Annotated in this window: 22 protein-coding genes; 10 read left to right on the top strand and 12 right to left on the bottom strand. The window is 62.4% G+C overall.

What is annotated here, in order from left to right; translation table 11 throughout:
• The first annotated feature begins 122 nt into the window (after positions 1–122).
• Complete coding sequence (locus FQ705_RS08890; protein WP_144139800.1) at positions 123–602, top strand: hypothetical protein; 480 nt, start codon at positions 123–125, stop codon at positions 600–602.
• 12 nt (positions 603–614) lie between these two features.
• The gene (locus FQ705_RS08885; RefSeq protein WP_144139798.1) at positions 615–1448 is read left to right on the top strand and encodes a hypothetical protein; all 834 of its coding nucleotides are present in this window, start codon (positions 615–617) and stop codon (positions 1446–1448) included.
• A gap of 37 nt (positions 1449–1485) precedes the next feature.
• Here FQ705_RS08885 and FQ705_RS08880 read toward each other — a convergent pair whose 3' ends face one another.
• From FQ705_RS08880 to FQ705_RS08860, 5 genes are all read right to left on the bottom strand, one after another.
• A complete protein-coding gene (locus FQ705_RS08880; RefSeq protein ID WP_144139795.1) occupies positions 1486–2184 on the bottom strand; it encodes a 4'-phosphopantetheinyl transferase family protein in 699 nt (232 codons plus the stop codon).
• An 83-nt stretch (positions 2185–2267) separates the two neighbouring features.
• Entirely contained in the window at positions 2268–3596 is a 1329-nt protein-coding gene (locus tag FQ705_RS08875) for an MFS transporter (protein ID WP_144139792.1), read from the bottom strand.
• 187 nt (positions 3597–3783) lie between these two features.
• Positions 3784–4020, bottom strand: a complete 237-nt coding sequence (locus FQ705_RS08870; protein ID WP_144139789.1) for a DUF2783 domain-containing protein — start codon at positions 4018–4020, stop codon at positions 3784–3786.
• A gap of 59 nt (positions 4021–4079) precedes the next feature.
• Positions 4080–5789 (bottom strand): FAD-dependent oxidoreductase, encoded by a 1710-nt coding sequence (locus tag FQ705_RS08865; protein ID WP_144139785.1) that lies wholly within the window; start codon positions 5787–5789, stop codon positions 4080–4082.
• 57 nt (positions 5790–5846) lie between these two features.
• Complete coding sequence (locus FQ705_RS08860; protein WP_144139782.1) at positions 5847–6806, bottom strand: MBL fold metallo-hydrolase; 960 nt, start codon at positions 6804–6806, stop codon at positions 5847–5849.
• A gap of 248 nt (positions 6807–7054) precedes the next feature.
• On the opposite strand from FQ705_RS08860, the gene FQ705_RS08855 reads away from it, so the two are divergent.
• The 3 genes from FQ705_RS08855 to FQ705_RS08845 all read left to right on the top strand — a co-directional run bounded on the left by FQ705_RS08855 (position 7055) and on the right by FQ705_RS08845 (position 10505).
• The gene (locus FQ705_RS08855) at positions 7055–7942 is read left to right on the top strand and encodes an IclR family transcriptional regulator (RefSeq protein WP_144139779.1); all 888 of its coding nucleotides are present in this window, start codon (positions 7055–7057) and stop codon (positions 7940–7942) included.
• Complete coding sequence (locus tag FQ705_RS08850) at positions 7939–8748, top strand: IclR family transcriptional regulator (RefSeq protein ID WP_144139776.1); 810 nt, start codon at positions 7939–7941, stop codon at positions 8746–8748. The genes FQ705_RS08855 and FQ705_RS08850 overlap by 4 nt, the downstream gene beginning before the upstream one ends.
• Before the next feature lie 218 nt (positions 8749–8966).
• Positions 8967–10505, top strand: coding sequence for a Fic family protein (locus tag FQ705_RS08845; RefSeq protein ID WP_144139774.1), 1539 nt, complete (start codon positions 8967–8969; stop codon positions 10503–10505).
• Here FQ705_RS08845 and FQ705_RS08840 read toward each other — a convergent pair whose 3' ends face one another.
• From FQ705_RS08840 to FQ705_RS08830, 3 genes are all read right to left on the bottom strand, one after another.
• Positions 10506–11369, bottom strand: coding sequence for a MurR/RpiR family transcriptional regulator (locus FQ705_RS08840; RefSeq protein WP_144139771.1), 864 nt, complete (start codon positions 11367–11369; stop codon positions 10506–10508). It lies immediately after the preceding gene.
• 91 nt (positions 11370–11460) lie between these two features.
• Positions 11461–12543, bottom strand: coding sequence for an ABC transporter ATP-binding protein (locus FQ705_RS08835; RefSeq protein WP_144139769.1), 1083 nt, complete (start codon positions 12541–12543; stop codon positions 11461–11463).
• Between the two features lie 59 nt (positions 12544–12602).
• Positions 12603–13376 (bottom strand): SDR family oxidoreductase, encoded by a 774-nt coding sequence (locus FQ705_RS08830; RefSeq protein WP_144139766.1) that lies wholly within the window; start codon positions 13374–13376, stop codon positions 12603–12605.
• Positions 13377–13655: 279 nt separating this feature from the next.
• On the opposite strand from FQ705_RS08830, the gene FQ705_RS08825 reads away from it, so the two are divergent.
• The 3 genes from FQ705_RS08825 (at position 13656) to FQ705_RS08815 (ending at position 16760) form a co-directional block, all read left to right on the top strand.
• Positions 13656–14888: an ABC transporter substrate-binding protein gene (locus FQ705_RS08825; RefSeq protein WP_144139763.1), complete on the top strand. Its 1233-nt coding sequence runs from the start codon at positions 13656–13658 to the stop codon at positions 14886–14888.
• Positions 14889–15021: 133 nt separating this feature from the next.
• Entirely contained in the window at positions 15022–15912 is an 891-nt protein-coding gene (locus FQ705_RS08820; protein WP_144139760.1) for a carbohydrate ABC transporter permease, read from the top strand.
• Positions 15909–16760, top strand: a complete 852-nt coding sequence (locus FQ705_RS08815) for a carbohydrate ABC transporter permease (RefSeq protein WP_144139757.1) — start codon at positions 15909–15911, stop codon at positions 16758–16760. Before FQ705_RS08820 ends, FQ705_RS08815 begins: the two co-directional genes overlap by 4 nt.
• Positions 16761–16850: 90 nt before the next feature.
• Here FQ705_RS08815 and FQ705_RS08810 read toward each other — a convergent pair whose 3' ends face one another.
• On the bottom strand, positions 16851–17144 hold the full coding sequence (locus tag FQ705_RS08810; RefSeq protein ID WP_144139754.1) for a DUF1330 domain-containing protein: 294 nt from the start codon (positions 17142–17144) through the stop codon (positions 16851–16853).
• Between the two features lie 211 nt (positions 17145–17355).
• On the opposite strand from FQ705_RS08810, the gene FQ705_RS08805 reads away from it, so the two are divergent.
• A complete protein-coding gene (locus tag FQ705_RS08805) occupies positions 17356–18117 on the top strand; it encodes a glycosyltransferase family 2 protein (RefSeq protein WP_144139751.1) in 762 nt (253 codons plus the stop codon).
• A 38-nt stretch (positions 18118–18155) separates the two neighbouring features.
• Here the strand turns inward: FQ705_RS08805 and FQ705_RS08800 are convergent, their stop codons facing one another.
• Both FQ705_RS08800 and FQ705_RS08795 read right to left on the bottom strand, forming a co-directional pair.
• Positions 18156–19154 carry a YbhN family protein gene (locus tag FQ705_RS08800; RefSeq protein ID WP_186307815.1) on the bottom strand — a complete coding sequence of 333 codons (999 nt, stop codon included), beginning with the start codon at positions 19152–19154 and terminating at the stop codon, positions 18156–18158.
• An 84-nt stretch (positions 19155–19238) separates the two neighbouring features.
• Positions 19239–20621 carry a metallophosphoesterase family protein gene (locus tag FQ705_RS08795; protein WP_144139746.1) on the bottom strand — a complete coding sequence of 461 codons (1383 nt, stop codon included), beginning with the start codon at positions 20619–20621 and terminating at the stop codon, positions 19239–19241.
• A gap of 255 nt (positions 20622–20876) precedes the next feature.
• Between FQ705_RS08795 and FQ705_RS08790 the strand changes: the two genes are divergently transcribed.
• Positions 20877–22025 carry a peptidyl-alpha-hydroxyglycine alpha-amidating lyase family protein gene (locus FQ705_RS08790; RefSeq protein ID WP_144139744.1) on the top strand — a complete coding sequence of 383 codons (1149 nt, stop codon included), beginning with the start codon at positions 20877–20879 and terminating at the stop codon, positions 22023–22025.
• Positions 22026–22117: 92 nt separating this feature from the next.
• On the opposite strand, the gene FQ705_RS08785 is transcribed toward FQ705_RS08790, so the two are convergent.
• Positions 22118–23962 carry a M3 family metallopeptidase gene (locus tag FQ705_RS08785; protein ID WP_186307814.1) on the bottom strand — a complete coding sequence of 615 codons (1845 nt, stop codon included), beginning with the start codon at positions 23960–23962 and terminating at the stop codon, positions 22118–22120.
• Positions 23963–23972 lie beyond the last annotated feature (10 nt).

Genomic DNA, 23972 nt, shown 5'->3' with positions numbered 1-23972 from the left:
AATGATTTGCATTTATGCAGAAATTCGATCATCATGAGGCCCATGTCATTCACAGAACACCCGCCGCACCGTCCCATCAGTTTCGGCGCGACGCTTTGGACCCTGTCCATTCAGGAGCATCGATGAACTTCCGCTCTCAACACAGCAGCCGCCCCGAACTGATCGACGATCATCCGGTGGATACCGCCGACGCGCCCGATCGCACCGTTCTCACCGCTGTCCGCACGTGGCTGCGGCCGGCGTGCGAAACCGCTCGCGGCAGCGGTCATTGGCGCGACGTCCTGAACGGCATCGGCTTGCGGCAGGACGGCATCGAACATTTCGACTTGCTGATGCGCTCGCTGATGCACGTGTCGTATCGTCCGCTCGACATGCGTTGCCGTTGTGCAAGCGATCTCGGCAAGGACGAAGCGGTGATCCTGCAGACCATCGCGTTGCTGCAGAAAACGCATAGCGGGGCCGCGTTACGGATGCTCAACGAGTGGCTGCCCGCGCCGGCGGTCAGCGGTGTGCTGAAGCTGATTCGCTGGTTTGCCATCGACCTGCTGGACGCCGGCGTGGAACTCGACGTGCACGCACGCCGCGTCACCTACATGCATTGAGGAAGCCAGCCGATGCCACTGGAATTGGAACTGGCGACGCCGGCACTTTCGCCGGCGCGCAACAGCATCGAGACATCCGTAGCTGAGCCGGCACTCGCCCAGCGCGCCGTGCACCTCGCTCAGCCCGCTCACGCTGCCGACGCGACGGTCGCGCCGGTTTTCATCTCGCATTCGCTCACGCGCAACTATCCGCGCAACCTGAGCGCGCCGCGCGCGGGCGATCTGCATTTGTGGCGATTCCGCTGCGAGTGGCTACCGGTGCCGGTGCAGGAAGGCGATAGCTGGCTATCGAAAACCGAGCGCGAACGCGCGCGCCTGCATCCGAACGCCGCGCTGCGCAAACGCTTTATCAGCGCGCGGGTGGTGGTGCGCTGGATCGTCGGCAATCTGTTCGAATGCGCGCCACGTGACGTCGACCTGCAGGACGACGGCAACGAGAAACTACGCGCGCGTCATCCCCGCGACGGCCGCGGCATCACGATCGATATCGCCTATGGCGGCATCTGGATCGTGATCGGCGTCGCGTCGGTGACGCTCGGTCTGAGTGTGGCCGTGCCGTCACCAGGCGCGGCGCCGGACGAGACACCCGCAGGTGCGCGACGGCGTGCACGCTACGGCAGCCTATGCAACGCCTTGCGTTATGCACCCGTCGACATCGACGCGAATCTGCTGATGAGCAACACCACCGCTTGCGCATTCGATCTCGCGGAGCAGGGTCACTGGCATGTTCTGGATCTGCCGATGGCCGGTCAGATTCGCGCTGCGGTCGCGCTCGCGCAGCCCTTCAATCGGGTGCATACGTTTGGCTGGCCGAAGTCTCTGGCGTTTGGACCGGCGGCGACATGAGCGGGCGCGTGAAAATCATCACGCTGCCCCGAAAGACCTAGCCGTTGAATGTCACCAACGACCACGCCAGACATGCGGCGTACGCTTGTGGGGCTGCGATCCATTGCGCGGTGACTTCGAGCATGTCGTCGGGTATCGGATCGCGTAGCGCCGCGCTCACGCCCTCGCGTGGCAGCACCGTCAAGTGCTGCAATCCACGCGCAATGCCTACGCCGGTCGTCTTGACGAGCGCCTCCTTCGCGACCCACGCGTCGTAAAACGCAGCGGCTTGCCGCGACGCGTCCAACGTTTCGATCCACGCCGTCTCGCCCGGATCGAGCGTCAATTTCACAATCGAACGCCAATCGAATCGCTCGCTATGCTGTTCGATATCGACACCGACGTGCCGCTGCGATGACATCGCGATCAAACCGTGCGCGCCTGCATGCGATACGTTGAAATCCGGGCGCGCCAATTCAACAAGACGGGGACGACGGTTTGCGTCGAGCATGAAGCGCAGCGCACGCGGCGCGATAGACAGACGCCGCGCAAGTTGCTCGCGCAATGCGGCACGCACGCTGGCAAAACGTAGCGCGTCCTCGTGACGACGAAAGGCGCGAGCCCGCTCGCGTTCATCGTCGCCGAGCGACGCGAAAGTCGCGCTATCGAGCGAGGCATTGAAATCGACATCGACCCGCCACAACGAAATATCGGGCGGGCCGTCGTGCGGTAGTGGAACGGGCTCGATGGAATGCATGGAGAAGCTTTGGAGTATCGACCTGCGGTCGCACAGGATAAGCGCGACTCTACCCGATATCCCACCCGCAGCGACACACTTGTTCAGATGTGTTGCGCGTCCCTCGGCACACCGATCAACAAGGCGACACCGCTTACGAACAGCAAAGCCGTCAACAGATAAAGCGCGTGGTCCATGCTGCCGGTATGCGTCTTGATCAAACCGATGACCCACGGACTCACGATCCCGCTCGTGATACCGATGCTGCTGATCAGCGCAATCCCCGCCGCCGCTGCGGTGCCGGACAGATAGCCCGACGGCACCGTCCAGAAGATCGGCAAAGCGGCGAAGATCAAGACAGCTGCCAGCGAAAGAATCGCCAGCATCGCGGGAAAGCTGCTTAGATGCAGCGTCAAAAGCGAAAGCGCCACGCCGCCGCCGATCGTGCACACAGCGAAATGCCGGCGACGTTCGCCACGGCGGTCCGAATGACGCGCGATCAGAATCAGTCCCACCGCGCCGACCGCATTCGGTATCACGGTGTAAAGGCTGATCGCGACGACGTCGTGCACACCGAAATCGCGAATCATGAGCGGCATCCAGAAGTTCAGCGTCAACGAGGCGCAGGTCAACGAGAAATAGATGAACGCAAACAGATAGACGCGCGGGTTGCGCAACGCCTGTACGAACGAGCGTGACGAATGCGCGTCGGCGGACGGGCGGCGGTCTTCGTCGCGTTGCGCGATCAGTTGCGCCTTCTCCTGCACGCTCAGCCAGCCGGCGTGCTGCGGGCCGTCCACCAGATAGAACGCGGCGAGTAGACCGAGCACGATCGCGGGCGCGCCTTCGATCACGAACATCCACTGCCAGCCGAACATGCCCAGCACACCGCCCATATCGCGCATGATCCAGCCGGAGACGAGCCCACCGAGCACCCCCGCCACCGCGACGCCCGCAAAGAAAATCGACAGCACGGCCGCGCGCCGCCGCGCCGGATACCAGTACGTCAGGTACAACACGATGCCGGGAAAGAAGCCCGCTTCGAACACGCCGAGCATGAAGCGCAGCAGATAAAAATGCGTGGGCTTCGACACCAGCATCATGCAGACCGATGCGATGCCCCACAGGAGCATGATCCGCGTGAAGGTGCGGCGCGCGCCAAAACGCGCGAGCAGCATATTGCTCGGTACTTCGCAAAGCACATAGCCAACGTAGAAGACAGCCGCGCCGAGACCGTACATCGCGTCGCTGAAACCCAGATCGTGCTTCATCTGCAATTGCGCGAAGCCGATGTTGATGCGATCGAGAAACGACACCACGTAACAGAGAAACAGAAACGGAATGATCCGTAGCGACACTTTGCGATACAACTGGTCGTCGTGGGCGCCAGCGGCGGCGCCCGGCTCGAGTGCGGGGGCGAGGGATTGGCTCATCGTTTATCTCCAAACGTGAAGGTCCAACGGACCTGTCGGGTCCGGCGTCTTGTTGCGCCGCTTGCATGTCTGCTAGTGGAACCGCATGCGAGGGTATCGAGCCCCATGCGGCCGCGTTGAATCACGGTTGGCTCGAATGGCCACCCGTGCTTACTCTCTTTACGCTGAGGCTTGGCTCTGGCGTGACTTAAGCTGCCAGCGGATGCGGCTCCGTGCGTCGCATCGAAGCGTCCGCTGCACCCTCACGCGCATGGTGCAGAGCTTCGAGCAGCGTAGCGTGATCGCCGATATGGTTGGCGAGCAAGAGGATCAGTTGCGCGTTGGCCGACTGGCTCTGCGCGTCGTCCAGATCGCGATGCATGTCGATCAGCGCCTCGTAGAAATCGTCGGGGCGGGCGAAATTCGGTTGAGTGTTCAGTGCCATGTTTGTCTCCTGCGCGTCGCTGGTATTTCTGGCTCGTGCTGTGCGAACGGCTCTCGTCTTCAGGCTGTGCCTGCCACGCACAACGCACGCTTCAATGCCTCGATTACACCGGCCGCGTCGACTTGCCGCCAACGCGCACAGACGTGCTGGTCGGGCCGGATCAGATAGAACGTGCCGGGTTTGGCGTCATAGCGCGTGCCGGCGAGACCTTGCGCGTCGTGGATGATTTTCGCGGAGGCGGCATCGACACTTCTTGCCACACCGCTTGTCACCACCACCAGCTTCAGCGGAATCGGTCCTTCGCTCAGCGCTTGCAGCGCAGCCCGCGTCGTCTGATCGATACCGTGCTCGCCGCAGAACAGCACACCGGTGAATTGCTGACCGAGTTGCTGCAACAGCCAGGCAGGTTGTGCGTCGAGTTGCACAGGCGCATCGACGCACGATGCACCCGGTACCATCGCACCTTCGTAGTCGTCGCCGTCCGGTGTATTCAGCGGAGAATCACGCAGCACCGCGGGCACGGATAAGCGGCCGCTATTCGTCAACTGCCGCGCAAACGGATGATGGCGCGAGAGCTTCAGCACCGCGTCGCGAAACACTCGGCTGACGGGGCTCTTCGGTGTGATGAAATCGGTGGAACGGGTGGAATTGCGAATGTTCTCGTCCGCGGCAAATTCACGTTCGGCGGCATAGGTGTCGAGTAACGCGTCGGACGCCTTGCCTTCGAGCACCATCGCCAGCTTCCACGCGAGGTTCTCTGCGTCCTGCACGCCGCTATTCGCACCGCGCGCGCCGAACGGCGACACGCCATGCGCGGAATCGCCGGCGAACAGCACGTTGCCATGCCGGAAGCGCTCCATGCGCAAACACGAAAACGTATAGACACTGACCCATTCGAGTTCGAACTTTGCATCCGGCCCGAGCAGCGCACGCACACGCGGAATCACCCGCTCCGGCGTTTTCTCCAGCACCGGGTCGGCATCCCAGCCCAATTGAAAGTCGATTCGCCACACGTTATCCGGCTGACGATGCAGCAACACCGATTGATTCGGATGAAACGGCGGATCGAACCAGAACCAGCGTTCGGTCGGAAAGTCCGCTTCCATTTTGACGTCGGCGATCAGGAAGCGGTCTTTGAACGTGACACCCTTGCTGTCGAGCCCCAGCAGATTGCGGATCGGACTGCGCGAGCCGTCGGCGGCCACCACATAGCGGCCGCGTAACGGATATTGACCATGCGGCGTGTCGATCGCCAACGTCACGCTTGCGTCGGCCGAGCCCGGCGTGCCGCTCTGCTGAATGCCGACCACCTTGCTCTTCCAGCGGATCTCAAGATTCGGCATTTCCCGCGCGCGTTCGAGCAGAAAACCTTCGACGTAATACTGCTGCAGGTTGATGAACGCCGGCCGGTTATGACCGGCTTCCGGCTGCAGATTGAACGAGTACACGAGTTCATCTTTCAGGAACACCTTGCCGACATTCCAGCTGATGCCCTTGTCCACCATCCGCTGCCCGCATCCCAGACGATCGAAAATGTCCAGCGAGCGCTTCGAGAAACAGATTGCCCGCGAACCCGTGGACAACGAACAATCGTCGTCGACCAGCACGACCGGCACGCCCTGCTGCGCGATATCGATCGCGGTAGCGAGGCCCACCGGTCCCGCGCCGACCACGATCACGGGATGGGCCGCCTGCTCCGCGCCGCCCTCACCGCTTTGTTCGCGGCACGGCTGGTAATCGAACGACAGCGTCTGGTAATTGATGCTCATCTTGTGTCTCCGTCCATCTCTGCTCTGCGTCGCTGTTTTGCTGTGCGGCTATGCGGGTCAGGCTTGCAGCGCGTCCCACATGTCCTTGTCGCGTTGCGCCGTCCAGATACGCGGATGCGTGAGACCACTCGCCTCGTCGAAAGCGCGCGACACATCGAACGGCAGGCAATGCTCGTAGATGAACACGTGACCGAATTTCGGGTCCATGGCCTTGCGCGTGTGCGCCATCGCGGCTTTCAGATCGAGCTTCTGCTCTACCGCTTCACGGCCTTGCTGCAGCAGCGTGGTGACGAAGTCTTTGGTGTAATCGAGGCCCTTGTTCACGTCTTCCGGCGTGGTCAGCGCGGGGCCACGGCCCGGCACCAGCTTGTCGGCCTTCAGCGCGCGCAGCGCTTCCAGCGTGGCCGGCCATTGTTCGAGTTGGGCATCGCCGCAATAGCAGGCCGCGTCGTACTCGACCAGATCGCCGGAGAACAACACCTTCTGCGACGGCAGCCACACCACCGTGTCGCCCATCGTATGACCCGCGCCCAGATGCGCGATACGCACTTCCAGCTTGCCGAGGAACAGCGTCATTTCCTTTTCGAACACGAGCGTCGGCCACGTCAGGCCCGGCACCGTTTCGACGCCGGCAAACAGACGCGGGAAGCGTTCGATCTCCGACTTCATGTCCGCTTCGCCGCGCTCGACGATCATCTCGTAGGTGCCGCGGCTCGCGATCACTTCCTGTGCGCCTTCTTCGAAATACGCCGAGGCGCCGAGCACACGCACCGCGTGGTAATGCGAGAGCACGACGTATTTGATCGGCTTGTCGGTGACGCTGCGAATCTTCGCGATGAGGTCTTGCGCCATGGCCGGCGTGGCGGTGGTGTCGACGATCAGCACGCCGTCGTCGCCGATGATCACGCCCGAGTTCGGATCGCCTTCAGCGGTGTACGCGTAGGCGTTGTCGGACAGCTTGGTCCACGTGACTTTCTTGACTTCCAGGTCGGCCTGGGATGCGAATGCTTTTGCCATGCTTGTCTCCCTCAAAAATTGGACGTGAGGCGAGACGGCCGGCGGCGCAACGATTGCGCGACCTGACGGTATTGGAGGATTGTCTCGCCCCGTTCTGACTCTGTGACTGCGCCGGTGTGTCGGGGTGAATGCATCTTATGGCCGCCTCAGTTTATTTGTCAATAGCGAAATGTATCGCTATACGCAAATTTCTAAACGCTTAGGATGGGAAAGGCGGACACGGTTGTCGGCGCAGGCCATCGGTTAACATGGACCCCTTTTTACGGACGAGCGCAGTCGTGGGCAAAACAGCGAAGCCGGCCACGGGCAAAGGCGCGGGCGACAGCGAAAAGGCGGAAGGCGGCAAGACCCAGCGCGGCATCCAGAGCGTCGAGGTGAGCGGCCGCGTGCTGCTGGCGCTCGCGCAGGCGCGCACGCCGCTGGCGCTGTCCGACCTTGCCAACGCCGCGCAGATCGCGCCGGGACAGGCGCACGCCTATCTGGTGAGCCTGAGCCGGCTCGGTCTGATCAAGCGCGACGAACTGTCGGGCCGCTATGAGCCCGGTCCGCTGTCGCTGCGGCTCGGGTTGCTGCATCTGGAGAATCAGCCGGCTTTTCGCGCCGCCGTGCCGCGCGTCGCGGCGCTGGCCGAAGCGATCGGCTTTTCCGTTGCGATCTGTATTGCCGGGCCGCAAGGGCCGACCATCGTCCGCTACGAGCATGCGGGCTTTCCGCTGCACGTTAATCTGCATGTGGGCACGGTGATGTCGTTGCCGGCGACTTCGACGGGACGCGTGTTTTGCGCATTTCTGCCGCCTGAGGCGGTGGCCGGTATGTGGGCCAACCAGGCAGACGCGGCCAATCGCGCGATGACGCCACCCAATGAATTGACCGCCTTCGACGCCACCTTGAACGCGATCCGTGCGCGCGGCCTGGAATGCAGCGTCGATACACCGAGCCCCGGCATCAGCAGTTTGAGCGCGCCGGTGCTGGACGCCCACGGTCGCTTGTCGCTCGCGTTGACCGTGATCGGCTCGACTGGCGCGATCGACGTGAGTGCCGATGGTCCGATCGCGCGCACCCTTCTGGCTGCGGCGCGCGACATCGGTATTGAGTTGGCGGCAGCCACTTCCTTGTCAGCGTCTTCCGCACCGTGACCGATTCTTCCGACACATTTACTTCCGGCTCCGTCGATGCGAAACCGCAGCGCGGCATCCAATCGCTCGATAACACCGGCGAGTTGCTGGCCGCACTCGTCGCCGCGGATCGACCGCTGAGCTTGCGCGATCTCGCCGCCGCCGCCGGCATGCCGGCGGCCAAGGCGTTTCCGCATCTGGTCAGTCTGCTGAAAATCGGCTTGCTCGATCGCGATGCGTCGGGCTGCTTCGAAGCCGGCCCGCTTGCGCTCGAACTCGGCTTGATCGGTTTGCAGCGCCTCTCGCCGACGCGTGAAGCCGAGCCTGAAATCGTGGAACTGGCGGTGTCGACAGGGATGAGTGTGGCGATGGCGGTGCTCGGTCCGCTTGGGCCGACCGTCGTGCGCCTGGAGGAATCGGCGCGGCCGCTGCATGTGAGCTTGCGGGTCGGCACGGTGATGTCGCTGGTGAATACGGCGATCGGCCGAGTGTTTTCCGCTTACGTCGCCGACGATGTGCGCGAGGGCTTGCTGGCGCAGGATCACTTGCGGCTGGCGGGAGTGGATTCGGTAGACCCTGAACCCTATGCGCAGCGCCTCGCGAAAATTCGTGCTGCGGGCATCGACACGGCTTTGAGCCGCCCTGTGCCAGGGATCAATACGCTGGCGGCACCGGTGCTGGATCACACGGGCAGTATTTGCCTGGTGCTGGCGTTGATGGGGCCGAGCGGCAGCTTCGATAGTGACCTGGACGGCGGGCCGGCGCAGACGCTGCGCGCCGCGGTGTCGAGGTTGTCGCGGCGGTTTGGATGGATGGTGGCCGGTTGAGTCTTCGCCGCCAACGCGAGACTCAGATAATCAAATTTTTGTAAAATCGGTCTTTTGTAATCGTTTTGAGAGCCAAATAATCAAAATTATAGCCAAGGGTCGTATAATCGTTTTGTTCAAAAACAAGCCTCTTATAATCGTTTTGAGCGACGAGTAAGCGAAACCTGGCGAAATGTGTCCGCCGAAAGCCTTTCATTCAGCAGTCGGACGGAGAAAACATGCCGCACATCGGTTATCAATGGCTGTCCAACGAGTACGGCGTCGCGCCGGTGCATCCGTTTGCCATTCAAAGCGAAATCGGCCGCGCGCGCTCGACTTCCACCGACGGCGATATCCGGAAGGAAATCTACCCTGAACCCTACCGTCCGACCGCCAGCCTGACCGATAACCTGACCTTCGCTTTCAGGCACGAGGGGATTCATCTGGAATTCCTCGCGCGACTCTACGCATTACCGTCAGTACGCACCGAACTGGAAGCATGGATCGCTCGGGAACCCACGGGTGCCTATGCGCGCCGCGCCTGCTTTTTTTACGAATGGCTGATGCCGCAGCCGCTGAACGCACCCGGTGTCTCTCGCGGAAATTACGTCGATGCGTTGAACGCCGAGCATTTCATTGTCGGCGCTCCGGAAAACAATCCGCGCTGGCGTGTACGCGACAATCTGCCGGGCAATCGCGATTTCTGCCCCGTGATTCGACGAACCGACGCAGTTAGACACGCCGAAAGCTATGACCTTTCCGCTCCGCTTGCAGAGCTCGAGGCGGACTACGGCATCGACCTGATCCTGCGTAGCGCCGTCTGGTTGACGGTCAAGGAAAGTCGCGCGAGTTTTCTGATCGAACATGAGCAGGACAGCGAAGACCGCATCCGCCGCTTCGCCGCGGTTATGGAAAGCGAATGCGGCCAACATGCCAATCCGTTCGACGCCAGGACGCTGGACGTCCTGCAGCGCGGCATCCTTGGCCAGTCGGCCCTGCGCTACGGCATACGCCGCTCGCCGGTGTATGTGGGGCATGTCGCGCGCTATCAACCGGTCGTCGACTACATCGCGCCGCATTGGCAACAGATCGAAGCGATGCTGGCAGGCCTTAGCCGCTTTCTGGAGCGAACGCGCGGTGGTGCGCCCATTGCCCGCGCCGCGGTGGCATCATTCGGCTTCGTTTATGTCCATCCCATGGCCGACGGAAACGGCCGTATCTCGCGCTTCCTGATCAACGACATTCTGCGGCGCGACGGTGCCATATCCGCGCCGATCATCCTGCCCGTGTCTGCAACGATCACACACAGCACGCGTGACCGTGCCGCCTACGACAAGGTGCTGGAACGCTTTTCGCGGCCTCTGATGAAACACTACGCGGACCAGTACACCTTCGGCAAGAACGAAACCGCGGAAGACGGCGTGGAATACAACCTGCACTTTCGCGCCTACGACGACGCGTTGCCCGCGTGGCGCTACCCGGATCTCACGGCACACGTCCACTATCTGGCGGACGTGATCGACGCCACGCTAACGCACGAAATGCGCACCGAAGCACGTTTTCTGCACTCCAACGACAAAGCGCGGCGAGCTATCAAAGATTTTCTCGAAGCACCTGACAACGACCTCGACAGCATCATCCGCAGCGTCAGGCAGAACGGGAATAGCGTGTCCAACAGCCTGCGCAAACGCTATCCGCTTTTCGACGAGCGGCCGGAGCTAGGAGCGCAAATCGTTAGGGCGGTGACGAACGCGTTCTCCGACGAAAATAACCCCTAGTCACGACCCCGCCGACTCCCCCTCGTGCGACGCCAGGCGCGCCTTCGCATTGCGCATCTTCTCCAGCGTCTTCGGCCTCGCTTTAAGCGCCACCCCGATCGCCAGCGCGTCCATGATGCACAGATGCACGAGCCGCGACACACCCGGCGTATTCGGATCGATCGGACTCGGCACGCGCAACAGCAGCGGAATATCCACCAGCCACGCGAGCCGCGAGCCCACATTGGTCAATGCGATCGTCGTCGCGCCGCGCTCCTTGGCGATCTGGATGCTTTCGTTCACTTCGACGCTGCGGCCCGAATGTGAGATGGCGAAAGCCACATCGCCCGGCTCCATCAGCCCGGCATAAAGCCGTTGAAGATGGCCATCCGTAAAAGCGGTCGACGCAATATCGAGCCGCAGAAAGCGCAGCGCCGCATCCTGCGCCACCAGCCCCGAGCCCGACCCCACGCCGAAGAAAAACACTCGCTGCGCGCTCGACAGCGCCGCAATCGCGCTCTCGACCACCGCCGGGTCCAACGCACCACGCGCATGCGTAATACCATCGATGGCCGCTTCCCCGACCTTGTCCATCAAGGTCTGAACGTCGTCGTCGCGTGCCACGGCCGTCGACGCATAGGGCACGCCGCCCGCCACGCTTTGCGCGAGCAGCATCTTGAAGTCGCGTAGACCATGCGCCCCGATCGCCCGGCAAAACCGTGTGACGGACGGCTCGGACACGTCCGCACGCTGAGCGAGTTCGGTGATGCTGGCGCGCATCGCGAAGTCGACGTCGCTCAGCACCATATCGGCGACCTTGCGCTCGGCGGGCCGCAAACCAGCCAGCGCGCCGCGGATGTGGGGAATCAAGTTCGGTGCGGACACCCGGTGTTCCTTAAAAGCGCTTCCCGACCCGTCGCTTCGCGCCAGGCCAGCTCGACTCAACCTCGATCGATCTCGAGCCGCGACACGCGGTTCAGACCAGCCTGCGTCCACTCTCCGTATCGAACAGATGAATATGCTCGGCCGGCAGCCGCAACGTCACGCGCTGACCGGGTTCGAATTTCGAGCGCTGGCGAGTCGTCACGCACCAGGTGCTGCCGCCAACTTTGCCGTACAGATGCGTCTCTGCCCCGGTCGGCTCGACCACTTCGATCTCCATCGTGGCGTCGGGCGTTGCGGTCATGGTTTCGATATGTTCCGGCCGCACGCCGAGGGTGACCTTCGCGCCCACCGTCGCCGAAGCCGTCACGCCTTCCAGCACGATCTCGCCACCATCGGCGAGTTTCAGCGCGAGACCCTGTCCTTGCGCGCGGCTGGCGGCCACGCCATCGGCAAAATTCATCGACGGCGAACCGAGGAAGCTCGCCACGAACAGATTCGCCGGATGGTCGTACAGCTCCAGCGGACGACCGATCTGCTCGATACGCCCCGCGTTCATCACGACGATGCGATCGGCCATGGTCATCGCTTCGATCTGATCGTGCGTGACGTAGATCACGGTGTTTTTCAAGCGCTGATGCAGCGCCTTGATTTCCGTGCGCATCTGCACGCGTAGCTTGGCGTCGAGATTGGACAGCGGTTCGTCGAACAGGAACAGCGACGGCTCGCGCACCACCGCGCGGCCCATTGCCACCCGTTGCCGTTGACCGCCCGACAGCGCGCGCGGCAGGCGATCCAGATAGCCGCCGAGGTTCAGCATCTTCGCGGCGGCTTCGATGCGCGGTTTGAAACTCGCCGACGTTTCCTTGCGAATACGCGGCCCGAACGCAATGTTTTCGTAGACCGACAGATGCGGATAGAGCGCGTAGCTCTGGAACACCATGGAGATATTGCGCTGCTGCGGCGCAAGGCTGTTCGCGCGCGTGCCGCCGATCATCAGATCGCCGCCGCTGATCTCCTCGAGTCCCGCCACCATGCGCATCAGCGTGCTCTTGCCGCAGCCCGACGGCCCGACCAGCACGACGAACTCGCCGTCGTCGATGTCGAGATCGATGCCGTGCACCACTTGCGTGTCGCCATAGCGTTTGAAGATGCCGCTCAGTTGCACTGCTGCCATGCTGTCCTCATCGTCTTGCTTCGTTGAGTCGATCGGTTTTTTGTTGCGTACGCGGCGCCTTAGAGCGATTCGAGCGTCAGTTCTTCCGCCATCAAACGGTTGCCGGCCATCAGGCCGCCGTCCACCGGCAGCGCGACGCCGGTGATCACACGCGCCATCGGCGACGCGAGAAACAGCACCGCGTCGGCGATGTCGTCGGGCGTCGCGAAATCGCGCAACGGATACCATTTCTTGAGGTCTTCGAAGACCTGCGGATTCTTGTCGACACGCGCTTGCCAGGCTTGCGTCTTCACCGTACCCGGACACACGATGTTGGCGCGAATGCCATAACGGCCGAGTTCGACGGCCAGCGCCTTCGTATAGCTGATCAAACCGGCCTTCGCCGCGCTATACGCCGGATGACCGAGCGCGGCCATGCCGTTCACCGAGCCGATCAACACCAGCACGCCCTGCTTGCGTTCGATCATCGACGCACGCACCGCTTCCACCGTGTGATACGTGCCGTTCAGATTCAGATGGATGTCACGCTGCCAGCTCGCGGCATCCGTCCTGGCGAGCGTCAGACCCAGCGCCGCGCCTGCGTTGGCGACGAGCACGTCCACCGGTCCATGCGTCCTGACTGCGGCAGCGACGGCTTGCTGCACGGCGGCGGCGTCGCCCAGATCAACGGCAATCGGCGTGACGTGCGCCTCGCCGAGTTGCGCGACCAGGAGGTCGAGCGCGGCCGCGTCGAGGTCGAGCGCCAGCACGGTGTCGCCCTGCTCCACGAAGCGCCTGCACAACACGCTGCCGATCCCGCCGCATGCGCCCGTTACCAACACCACACGATTCATGTCCGCCCCGCTTGTAAGCCTCGTCGATTGCACCGGATAGCCTGTAAATTTCCTACAAAGCCGCGCCCTCGCAGTTGTCTAGTCATCACGAAGATTGGGTATCCATGACTTCGCGTTACGCAGAATATCCCTGCTTTACAGCATCTTATGCACAAAACGGGCTGAGAAAAAATATGGCAGACCCTACGTGACAAGCTATTTTGCGTCATGTAGGATTTTTTCAAACAATTCAACCCCAAGCGGCCGGCGACGGCAGCAGACACCCCAGGAGAGAGAGAAATGTCGTTGCATGCCCGTGCTTCCCTCGCGCTCGGCAAAGTTGCCGTGGCGCTCGCGTTTGCAGGTATCGCCGTCGCGGCTCACGCCGACACGGTCCGCGTCACCGTCGCGCACTACAGCGATGCGACTGCGCCGTACTTCGAAAAAATGGCCCGCAACTTCGAGAAGGCCAACCCCGGCACGACCATCAAGATCGAAGACGTGAACTGGGACACGCTGCAACAGAAATTGCAGACGGACATCTCGGGCGGCGCCAACGCCGACCTCGCAATCGTCGGCACGCGCTGGCTGCTCGACTTCGTGAAGGACGACGTGGCCGAACCGCTGGACGGCTACATGGACGCGAGTTTCAAGAGCCGCTTCATCGGCCCGTTCCTCGCGCCGGGTGAAATCAACGGCAAGGTCTACGGTCTGCCGATCGCGGCTTCGGCTCGCGCGCTGTACTACAACAAGGATCTGCTCGCGAAGGTCGGCTATCCGGACGGTCCGAAAACGTGGAACGACGTGATCGACGCGTCGAAGAAGCTGAAGGCGCAAGGCATTGCCGGCTTCGGTCTGCAAGGCAAGGAAATCGAAACGGACGTCTACTACTACTACGCGCTGTGGACCAATGGCGGCGACGTGGTAGGCAAGGACGGCAAGGCGGCGTTCAATTCGCCGGCCGGTATCAAGGCGGCCACGCTCTACAAGTCGATGATCGACCAGGGCCTGACGCAACCGGGCGTGACCGGCTACAGCCGTGAAGACGTGCAGAACCTGTTCAAGCAGGGCCGCGTGGCGATGGTGATCTCGGCACCGTTCCTGTCCAAGCAGATCAAGAAAGAAGCGCCGAACCTGAAGTACGGCATCGATCCGATCCCGATGGGCACCACGCACGCCACTTACGCCGTCACCGACTCGATCGTGATGTTCAAGAACTCGAAGGTGAAGAAGTCGGCCTGGAAGTTCCTCGACTATCTGTTCACGAAGGAACCGCGCGTCGAGTTCACCAAAACGGAAGGCTTCCTGCCGACCACCAAGGCTGAAGCGACCGACCCGGCATTCAACGATCCGGATACGAAGGCTTTCGTCGCCCTGCTGCCGACCGCGCATTTCGCCCCGACCGTAACCGGCTGGGAAGACACCGCAAAGGCCGTGACCGACGCAATGCAATCGATCTACCTGAACAAGGCGCAGCCGGCCGACGCACTGAACGCGGCGGCCACGCAAGCGAACAAGTCGCTGGGTCATTGATCCTGTAGTTTGCTGAACCCGCAACGCGCGCCGCCGTTTCAAAGGCGGTGCGCGTTTCGGTCGTAATGCACTATCCGGCCCATCCCGACACGTCGCGCTCACGAGCGCGCACGCGTCTTACGATCGAGCACGCATGAGCCGTTCCGCTTCTTCGCGCCTGCAAGCGCCCTGGTTGCTGATTGTGCCGAGTCTGGTACTGGCGCTTTTCATCATCAGCTATCCGATTTTCAACATCGTGTGGCAGTCGCTGCACGAGGTCTCGCGTTTCGGTGCGATTCGCGATTTCACCGGTCTGCAGAACTTCTATACGATTTTCACCGACCCGGCCTTCCTTGCCGCGGCTAAACGCACGGTGATCTGGACCATTTTCGTGGTGGGCGGCACGGTGCTGATTTCGGTGCCGGTCGCGCTGGTGCTGAACCAGGACTTTTATGGCCGGGGCGTCGCGCGCACGATCGTGATGTTGCCGTGGTCCGTCTCGCTGACCATGACCGCCGTGGTCTGGCGCTGGGCCTTCAACGACGACTACGGCATGGTCAACGTCTCGTTGCAGCGGCTCGGCCTGATCCATGGACCGATTCACTGGCTGGCCACCCCCGAACTGGCTTTTCCGGTGGAGATCGCCGTCGGCATTCTGGTGTCGATCCCCTTCACGGTGACGATTCTGCTGGGCGGCTTGTCTTCCGTGCCGGGCGATATCTACGAAGCCGCACGCATGGACGGCGCGAGCGCCTGGCAGCAGTTTCGCCAGTTGACCATGCCGCTGTTGCGGCCGTTCATCAACATGACGATTCTGCTGAACGTGATTTACGTGTTCAACTCGTTTCCGATCATCTGGGTCATGACCCAGGGCGGCCCCGACAACGGCACGCATATTCTCGTCACGTATCTCTACGAGCTGGGTTTCAGACTGGGACGCCCCGGCGAAGCCGCCGCCGTCTCACTGATCATGCTCGTCATGCTGTTCGTTTTCTCGATCGCCTATCTGCGCCTGCAGCCCGCGAAAGAAGGAGATCCGTCATGAGTCTGAGCATCAAGATGAAGCGCACGCTGTGGTGCTGGCTCGCGCTGTCGCCGCTGATCGTGGCGGTCCTGTTTCCGTTTGCCGTGATGCTGTTCACGGCATTGAAACCGGCCACCGAAATCTTTGTCTACCCGGCGCGCTGGTTGCCCGTGCACTGGCAGTGGAGCAATTTCGCCGACATGTGGGTGGCCGCGAACTTCGGCGTGGCCTTGCGCAACAGCACGGTAATCAGTTTGCTCTCGACCGCGTTGGCGCTGGCCGTGAGCTTGCCCGCCGCGTATGCACTGGCGCGTTTCCCGTTTCGCGGACGCGGTCTGTATCGGCAGTTTCTGCTCGTCACGCAGATGTTGTCGCCGATCCTGCTGGTGGTCGGCCTGTTCCGGCTGGCCGCGATGATTCCTTATGGCGACGGCAACCTCGTCGATTCGAAGATCGGCGTGATCGTGTCGTATGCGGCTTTCAATATCGCCTTCGCGGTATGGATGCTGTCGTCGTACTTTCAGACGGTGCCGCGCGATCTCGAAGAGTCGGCGTGGCTCGAAGGGTGCGGGCGGACCAGGGCCGTATTCAAGGTGTTCCTGCCGCTCGCGGTGCCCGCGATCGTCGTCACGGCGATCTTCACGTTCATCAATGCATGGAACGAGTTTGCGGTGGTCTACACGCTGATCCGCTCGCCCGAGAACAAGACGCTCACCGTGCAGGTGACCGATATGGTGGCGGGGAAATACGTGGTCGAATGGCATCTGGTGATGGCCGCGACGCTGTGCGCGACCTTGCCGGTGTCGATCGTGTTCGCCTGGTTGCAGCGCTTCCTCGTGAAGGGACTGGCGCTCGGCGCGGTGAAGTAGTTCGTTGCCAACGCGGCACATGGAACGTGCCGCGCCCCTCACAGACAGCGGCCGCCCTGACAGGCGGCCGTTGCCGTTGACTGACCGGTGTTATTCCACGCCGCGAACAATGCGCAGATCGCGCTCGGCGCCGTCGCTCAGCGCTTCCAGTGCCTTCTTGTAAGCATCGCTTTCGTAGGCGCCGACAGCCGCTTCGAAACTCGCAAACTCGATGACGACCACGCGCTCCTTCAAGCCCTGCTCGCGCACCTCGTCCGCCGCGCCTCGCACGACAAACTTGCCACCGGCGGCCGCAATCGCGGGCGCCGCCAGCTGCGCGTAGGCGGCCAGCTTCGACGGGTCTTTGATCGCGCGATATGCGGTTACCCAATACGCCTTGCTCATCAGAATCTCCTTTGCTGAGGTTAAGAGTTCGAGCAGCGTAGCATGCCGACGCGCGCGCCGCCCCGCTCGGGATCTGCGCCGGTTTCACAAAATCATCTCGAGCGCCCGGCTATGATCGAGCGGCAACTCACGTGCTCGCGCCTGGGCCTTCGCCATCGTCATAGGCCGGGCCCTTCTCATCGCGCCTTCCAGGCGCGCCTTTCAATACCCTATGACAGCCGTCTCCCCAGCTCGCGGTGCCCCGTTCATTTCATGCATCATCTGCGCTTACAACGAAGCGCCGCGCATCGGCAAGGTGCTGACCGTCGCTACCGCGCATCCCGCCTTGGGCGAGATCATCGTCGTGGACGACGGCTCTGACGACGGCACCGTCGAGGTCGTCAAGCAATACCCCTCGGTGCGCCTGATTACGCGCGCCGCGAACGGCGGCAAAAGCGCGGCCATGGTGGACGGCATCGCCATCGCTCAAGGCGAGTTGCTCATGCTGCTGGATGCGGACCTCAAAGGCCTCGCTGCCGAGCACATCAGCGCGCTGGCGGCGCCCGTGCTCAAAGGCCGAGCCGATGTCAGTATCAGCTTGCGGCAGAACAGCCTGGCACTGTTTCGCGCCATCGGTCTCGACTTCGTTTCCGGCGAGCGTGTCGTCCGCAAAGACCTGCTGCATGCGGCGTTGAGCCAGATTCGCGCACTGCCGCGCTTCGGCATCGAAGTATTCATGAACCGGCTGATCATCGAGCAAGGCCTGCGGGTCGCGGTCACGCATTGGCCGCACGTCACGCAGGCGCGCAAGACGGAAAAGCTAGGGTACTGGCGCGGCATCCGTGCCGAATGGCGGATGATTGCCGATCTGCTGCGCGCGGTTTACCCGCTGGCCTTGATTTCGCAGACGGTCAGATTGCTGCGCCTGCGGATCAATCACGGACGGGTCTCGTTCGCGACGCGAATGAAAGGTGCGCCAGAGGGTCCGCAATGATCTGACGCGCATCCGCGAGCCGTGACCCCGCCTGACATTCAGGTACGCGGTCGCACGCCTGCCAGCGCCAGCGCAACCAGACCGGCACCGCCCAAAACCAGCGGGCAAAACAGCGTGGCGAACCGCCAGAGCACGAGCGCGGTGCCGATGGCCGCACGCGGTACCCACGCTGAAAACGCGGCGGCCAGACCGAGGTCACCGCCTCCGCCGCCAGCCGGAATGCCGGTCCACAGCGCCGCGTGCAACACCAGCGCCTGGACCGCGACAACGAAGCCGGGCGGCAACGCATAGCCCTGGTCGAGCAGGATGAACCACAGCACGCCGTAACGAAGCAGCCATTGCGTGATCGTCAGAAGCAACAGTGCGCCGAGCCGCCAACGCGGCCCTGTGAGCAGATCGAGCCATTGACGGCGCACGCCGGCAAAGAACGCGCGCCAGCGGGCGGGCTGGCCGCTTTTCAGGCCGGACCGCCGCATCGCACTATGAGCCGTAGTCGTGAGCTTGCGGCGCATCGACCATAGCCCGCCGGTCAGGGCCAATGCACCGAGCGACACGCCCGCGACGATCGGCAAGGACACGTGAGGCATGAGCGGTTCGAGCAGTCCGATACATGACACCAGCGAGACCGGCACGGCTACGGCAAAAAATGCGAGATCGAGCGCCTGGTCGCCACTGACGACGGTGGTCGCTTGCGTCCACGAAGCGCCGGCGCGCTGTAACAGGCCGAGATTCACGCCATATCCCGCTGCGCCGAACGGGGAACTGAGAAACGCCGCGTCGGTCACGAAGGTCATCGCCAGCGTGCGCCGGAATCTGACGCGTACGCCGAGGGCCGTTTGCATCAACTGCAGCTTGCCCGCCTTGGCGGCCGCGCTCACCAACGCACTCGCGGCCAGTACGACGATCAGCCGAAGCGGCGCGGCCCGAAGTCCGTTTAGCGTCGCGTGAAAATCCAGCAGGAACGGTGCGCCGACGGCGAGGCCGACACCGATCATGGCGAGCAGCAGGGTTGCGCCGAGCGCAAGCGGTTTCGTCAAAAGAAGGTCCCCGGCATGGCCGTTGCGCGCTTTATTCATGGAGTGCGCGAGTTCTTTTCGTCGTCACAAGCCAACCCGTGCGCACTAGCGCGCCAGCAATGCGCGGATCTGTTTTGCCGCAGCGGGCTGGCCCAGGTCCGCTGCTTCGAAGTGAACGATCTTCCGGCCGTCGAGGTCGACCGTCACGTAGTCGTTCGGCGCCTTCGTCGCCAGACCGTCCGAGGCCGAGTGGTATTCGATGCGCAGTTGCGACGTCGTCGCCACGATGCGCAGATAGCCATAGTTGGTGTCGTCGTAGTTCTCGAGCACGACCTGATCGCTATTCGCCGATGCGGCCTGCACGATCTGCGGCGCGCGAATGGCGGGCGCGCCGTGGGCGGCGAGTTTGATCAGGCCATGACCGCCGTTGCCGCACACGAGATACGGAATCTGCGACCCGTCAGCCCCACGCGTCCGTGTGAAGCGCTGATAGTTATGCGCATGACCGGACAGAAACGCGTGCGGCCAGACGCCGTTGGCTTCGCAAATTTCATCGATCTGCGCCAGCATCGCGGTGCTCGACCCGTGGCCGCCCGCGCAATACGGCGGATGATGATCCGCAATCAACAACGCGCCGGCAAACTTTTCCGCCTTCACGCGTTTGAGTGCGGCATCGAGATAGTCGAGTTGGCTGCGTCCGATACGTGGATCGGAAATCACACCCGGGTCTTCGAGCGTGTTGCTGTAAATCACCAGCACGCGCACGAAGGGCGCATCGAACGTGAAGAACACGCCAGGCTGGATCTGCGCGGTGCGGGACAAGCCACCGGCTTCCGGCGTCACCACGAAAGTTGCGGCGCAGAAGTTTCGCAGGAACGCGGCCAGACTCGTGGCGTGCGCCTCGGGTGAAATCATGCCGTCGTGATTGCCCGCACAGGCGAGGATCGGCGCCGGATAGTCCCGATAGGGCTCGTAAAACTGATCGTAGTAGTACTTGCCCTCGCCGAAGCTATAGACCACGTCTCCGAGCAGTAATGCAAACTGCGGGATTTCCGCGGCATCCGCTTCGGTAAAGTCGGCCGTCAGTTTGTCGGCGACTTCGTTCTGCGTGGTGGGGCCTTTGGTACTGCCGCAATCGCCCAAAGCATGAAAAACCAGTTGACCCGCGGCCGTTATCCGGGAGATAGCGTCCGCGTTGCCGCCGAACACGTCGAGCAACGACAGTTGTGGCTCGGTCCCGCCGCGCGGTGGAGGAAATGGCAGCGGAAAAAGCTTGTGCTCGGCATTGAGCTTGTCGATCTCCTTGTAGGCCGCATCGTCCGAGGGATGGGGCACGCGAAACACGGTCGGATCGGCGGTCGGCTGGGGCTGCGCGAACACTGGATGCGCGAGGGCACGCGGCTCCGTCACGGCGTCCGGCGCTTTTCGTTTTACTTTCTCGCTGCTGTCTTTTACCCTGGTCTTCGTCGACTCGCGCTTCGCCGCCATGCTGGCCTCTCTCACTAGGTCGGTCGGGGATCGGATGCGCGACGGTTTGCCGTCGCAAACCTCCGACGTTACGGCACTCGCATGTCGAAAAAGTGTCGCGGCCGATACCAGATGCCGACGGGAGCGCGCGATCCAGCCCGCATGCGCCCACAGACGCCCGAGCGGGCCGCCGTTTTGTGCACTACGATGGGCTCTGCATGTCCGTATAAGTCGCACCTCGAAACGGGACATGTCATAACGAACAGGAGACAGCAAATGAGCGCGCACTACGAGTCGTTGTGCCCGTGCTGTGGCACCGCCGAGCACCGGGTAATGAGCCGCCGTACCTTCCTGAACCTCATCGCGGGCACGGCCGCCGGGCTCGCGATACCGTCGGCTTTCGCGGACGATCAAAGCGTTCCCACCATCCCTTACGACTCGGTTGCGAATCCCGTTCATTTGCCCAAAGACATGTATTTCGGCGAGTGCTCGGGCGTCGCACTGAATTCGCATGGACACATCTTCGTGCTCTCGCGCGGCAATTCGATCGGGCCGGCCTATGGCGCAGCCGCCGCGCAACTCCTCGAATTCGCACCCGATGGACGATTCGTTCGCGAGATCGGCCACAACCTGTATGCGTGGTCGTTCGCGCACTCGGTCAAGGTGGACCGCCAGGACAACATCTGGGTGACGGACAAAGGCTCCGACATGGTGATCAAATTCACGCCCGACGCACGCGTCGCGATGGTGTTCGGCCGCAAACAGGAGGCTGCCGACGAAGAAACCGGTCCGCTCAAACACCCCAATCCACCGCTGCCCGCCGAACCCGGCCGCTTTCGCCAGGTCACGGACGTGGCGTGGGACGTCGCGGGCAACACGTACATCAGCGACGGCTATATCAACTCGCGGGTCGCCAAAGTGGATCGCGACGGCAACTGGGTCAAGTCGTGGGGCGAGCGCGGCACCGGACCGGGCCAGTTTCATACGCCCCACAGCATCGCGCTCGATGCCCACGACAACATCTATGTCGCCGACCGCAGCAACCGGCGCATCCAGGTCTTCGATACGGAAGGCACGTTCCTGCGGCAATTTACGATCGACGTGCCGGTGCCATCTGACGCGCGCCCCGCCATCGGCAACATGCCCGACGAAGCGGCGATCGCTGCCGGCACTTTCGCGCCGGGCTCGCCGTGGGCCATCTGCATTTCGCCCGGGCCGAACCAGGTGCTATATAGCGCCGACGCCTTCCCCGGCCGCATCTACAAGATGACGCTGGACGGCAAGGTGCTCGGCGTGCTCGGCAAAGCCGGCAAGCAGCCGAAGCAGTTCGGCTGGATTCACCAGATGGCGTGTCCGAAGGAGGACGTCCTTTTCGTCGCGGAACTGCTCAACTGGCGGGTGCAAAAACTGGTCTTGCACGCCTGAGCGGGACATTTTTCAGGTATATCCGGCAACACTCGAGTCCTGATCGGAGGCGTGGGCCACAGCCATAAAGCGACCGACATCCTGGATGGAGACTAGCCACGGATCCATCGTTCGAATCCCGCGTACAGGTCGGGGAGCGATTCGTCATTGCTCGCGATCCGTTGCGCGCCATGAACGATTGCAATCGATGCGGCGAGGTCGAGCGGCTCCGTCGGTGTCGGCAGATGCTCGCTTCGTTTAAATGCATCGAGTGCGAGCGCCCATGCTTGCGCACCCGATCGATTGCATTCAGCAGCCAGATAGGCCACGTTCAACGGTTCACCCGTCAAGGCCAGCAAGCTCTGATCGAGCGTCACGCTATTGCCGGGTGCCCAGTAGTGTCGAGCAAGCAGGCGCCCCACTTCCGGGTTGTCGACGATATGGCCCAGCGTACGCATCAGATACGCGCGGGTTTGCGCCGCCGCCATCTTGGCTAGCAGATAGCCGTGGTAGTAGACCGCGATATCGTGATAGATCGGATGCGGCAAGGCCAGCACATAGTCGGTGTGGCCTTCGATGCCGAGGATGCGCTTCGTGACCGACCGGGCAAGTTCGACCACCGCCGCGGGCGTGCGTTCGGCATCTTCCATGTCGTACAGCGCCCATTCGAAATAAGTCGGCACGAGGTCGCGCCGTTCCGTGTAGGCCAAAAATGTCTGGGCCGCCTCGAGGCGCGCGCGGATCATTTCCTCGGGCATCGGCTTGCCGTCGGTGTCGGTTGCGTAACGTTTCAACCAGCACGGGTCCGATGGGAGCGCATCGAAAAACTTCGCCTGGGTTTCGAGCAAGGCCGGCGAACTCGGCGCGAATTCATGCGAAAAGCACGGCGAATTCAACGCCACGTTCGAGAAATGCGCGGCGTGGCCCGCTTCGTGAAACAACACCTTGAGGCCCCGTAGTCCCGCGCCGGGTTGCTGCGGACGCGCAGTGGATGTGAAGCGCACGTCGGCCGCAATCCAGCCGCTGCGATCGTCACGATAGCCCGGCGTGGGCGCCATGCAAAAGCCGGTCGGAAATTTGCCTTGCCGGTCCAGCAGATCGATCTGGAGCCGCGCGCCGCGAAATGAAACGCCCATGCGCCGGAACGATTCGGCCCAACGCTCCAGCGCTTTGTCGAACGGAAAATAGACATCGTCGTGCTGCGACGCATTTCCTCGCACTCTGAACATCAGATTGTGAGGCAACAGAGCGTCCTCGCCGTGTTCACGTACGAGTCGATCCAGGGATTGTCGATGTGCGTCCCGCGTGCTCGCTTCGAATGCATCGAACACGGCGAACAATTGTTTTGGGGTAATACCGCTATTCGCCTTCAGACGGTATTCGAAGAAGTTGCGGTAGCCTAGTTCTCGCGCCAGCGCGTTGCGCTTTGCCACGATGTCGATGAAACCGTTGTCGAGCACCCAATGCTCGAGCCCATGCAGCGCATCGTGCGAACTCTTGCGGGCGGCTTCGTCCGGGTGGCTCGCCATGTTGCTTCTGAGCGCCGCCGGCGTGGCGTCCTCCCGGCGACCTTGGGAACCGATGTGGCCCATCTTGTACGCTTGCCGTCGCGCGAAAAAATCGGCGTCTGTCCTGATGAGTTCAGACAGCAGATCGGCTGCGCGTGCAGTGCCGATGGCATTGGCTTCGAAGACGGCGAGCCAGCCCCGCAGACCGCTGACCAGTGCATCGCGCTCGGCCGATTGATCCATGACCTGAAGTCTGGCCAAATGCTCGCGCGTCTGCGTCAGACGCGGCGCATCGGCCACGAACATCTTACGGGCTAGCGATGCCTCGGCCAGCGCCTCGTGCTCGTCGCTCTGACCGGTATGAGTCGACCAGTACAGTTCGCCTTCCGCGCGATGAAGCCGCAAGAAGTGCTCGTTGAGTTCGTCGAAGAAAGCACGTGCGATTTTCATGGAGGAATCT

Source organism: Paraburkholderia sp. BCC1884 (assembly GCF_900996225.1).
In the GTDB taxonomy this organism is placed as follows: Bacteria; Pseudomonadota; Gammaproteobacteria; order Burkholderiales; family Burkholderiaceae; genus Paraburkholderia.
This window is presented reverse-complemented; position numbering and strand designations above follow the sequence as displayed.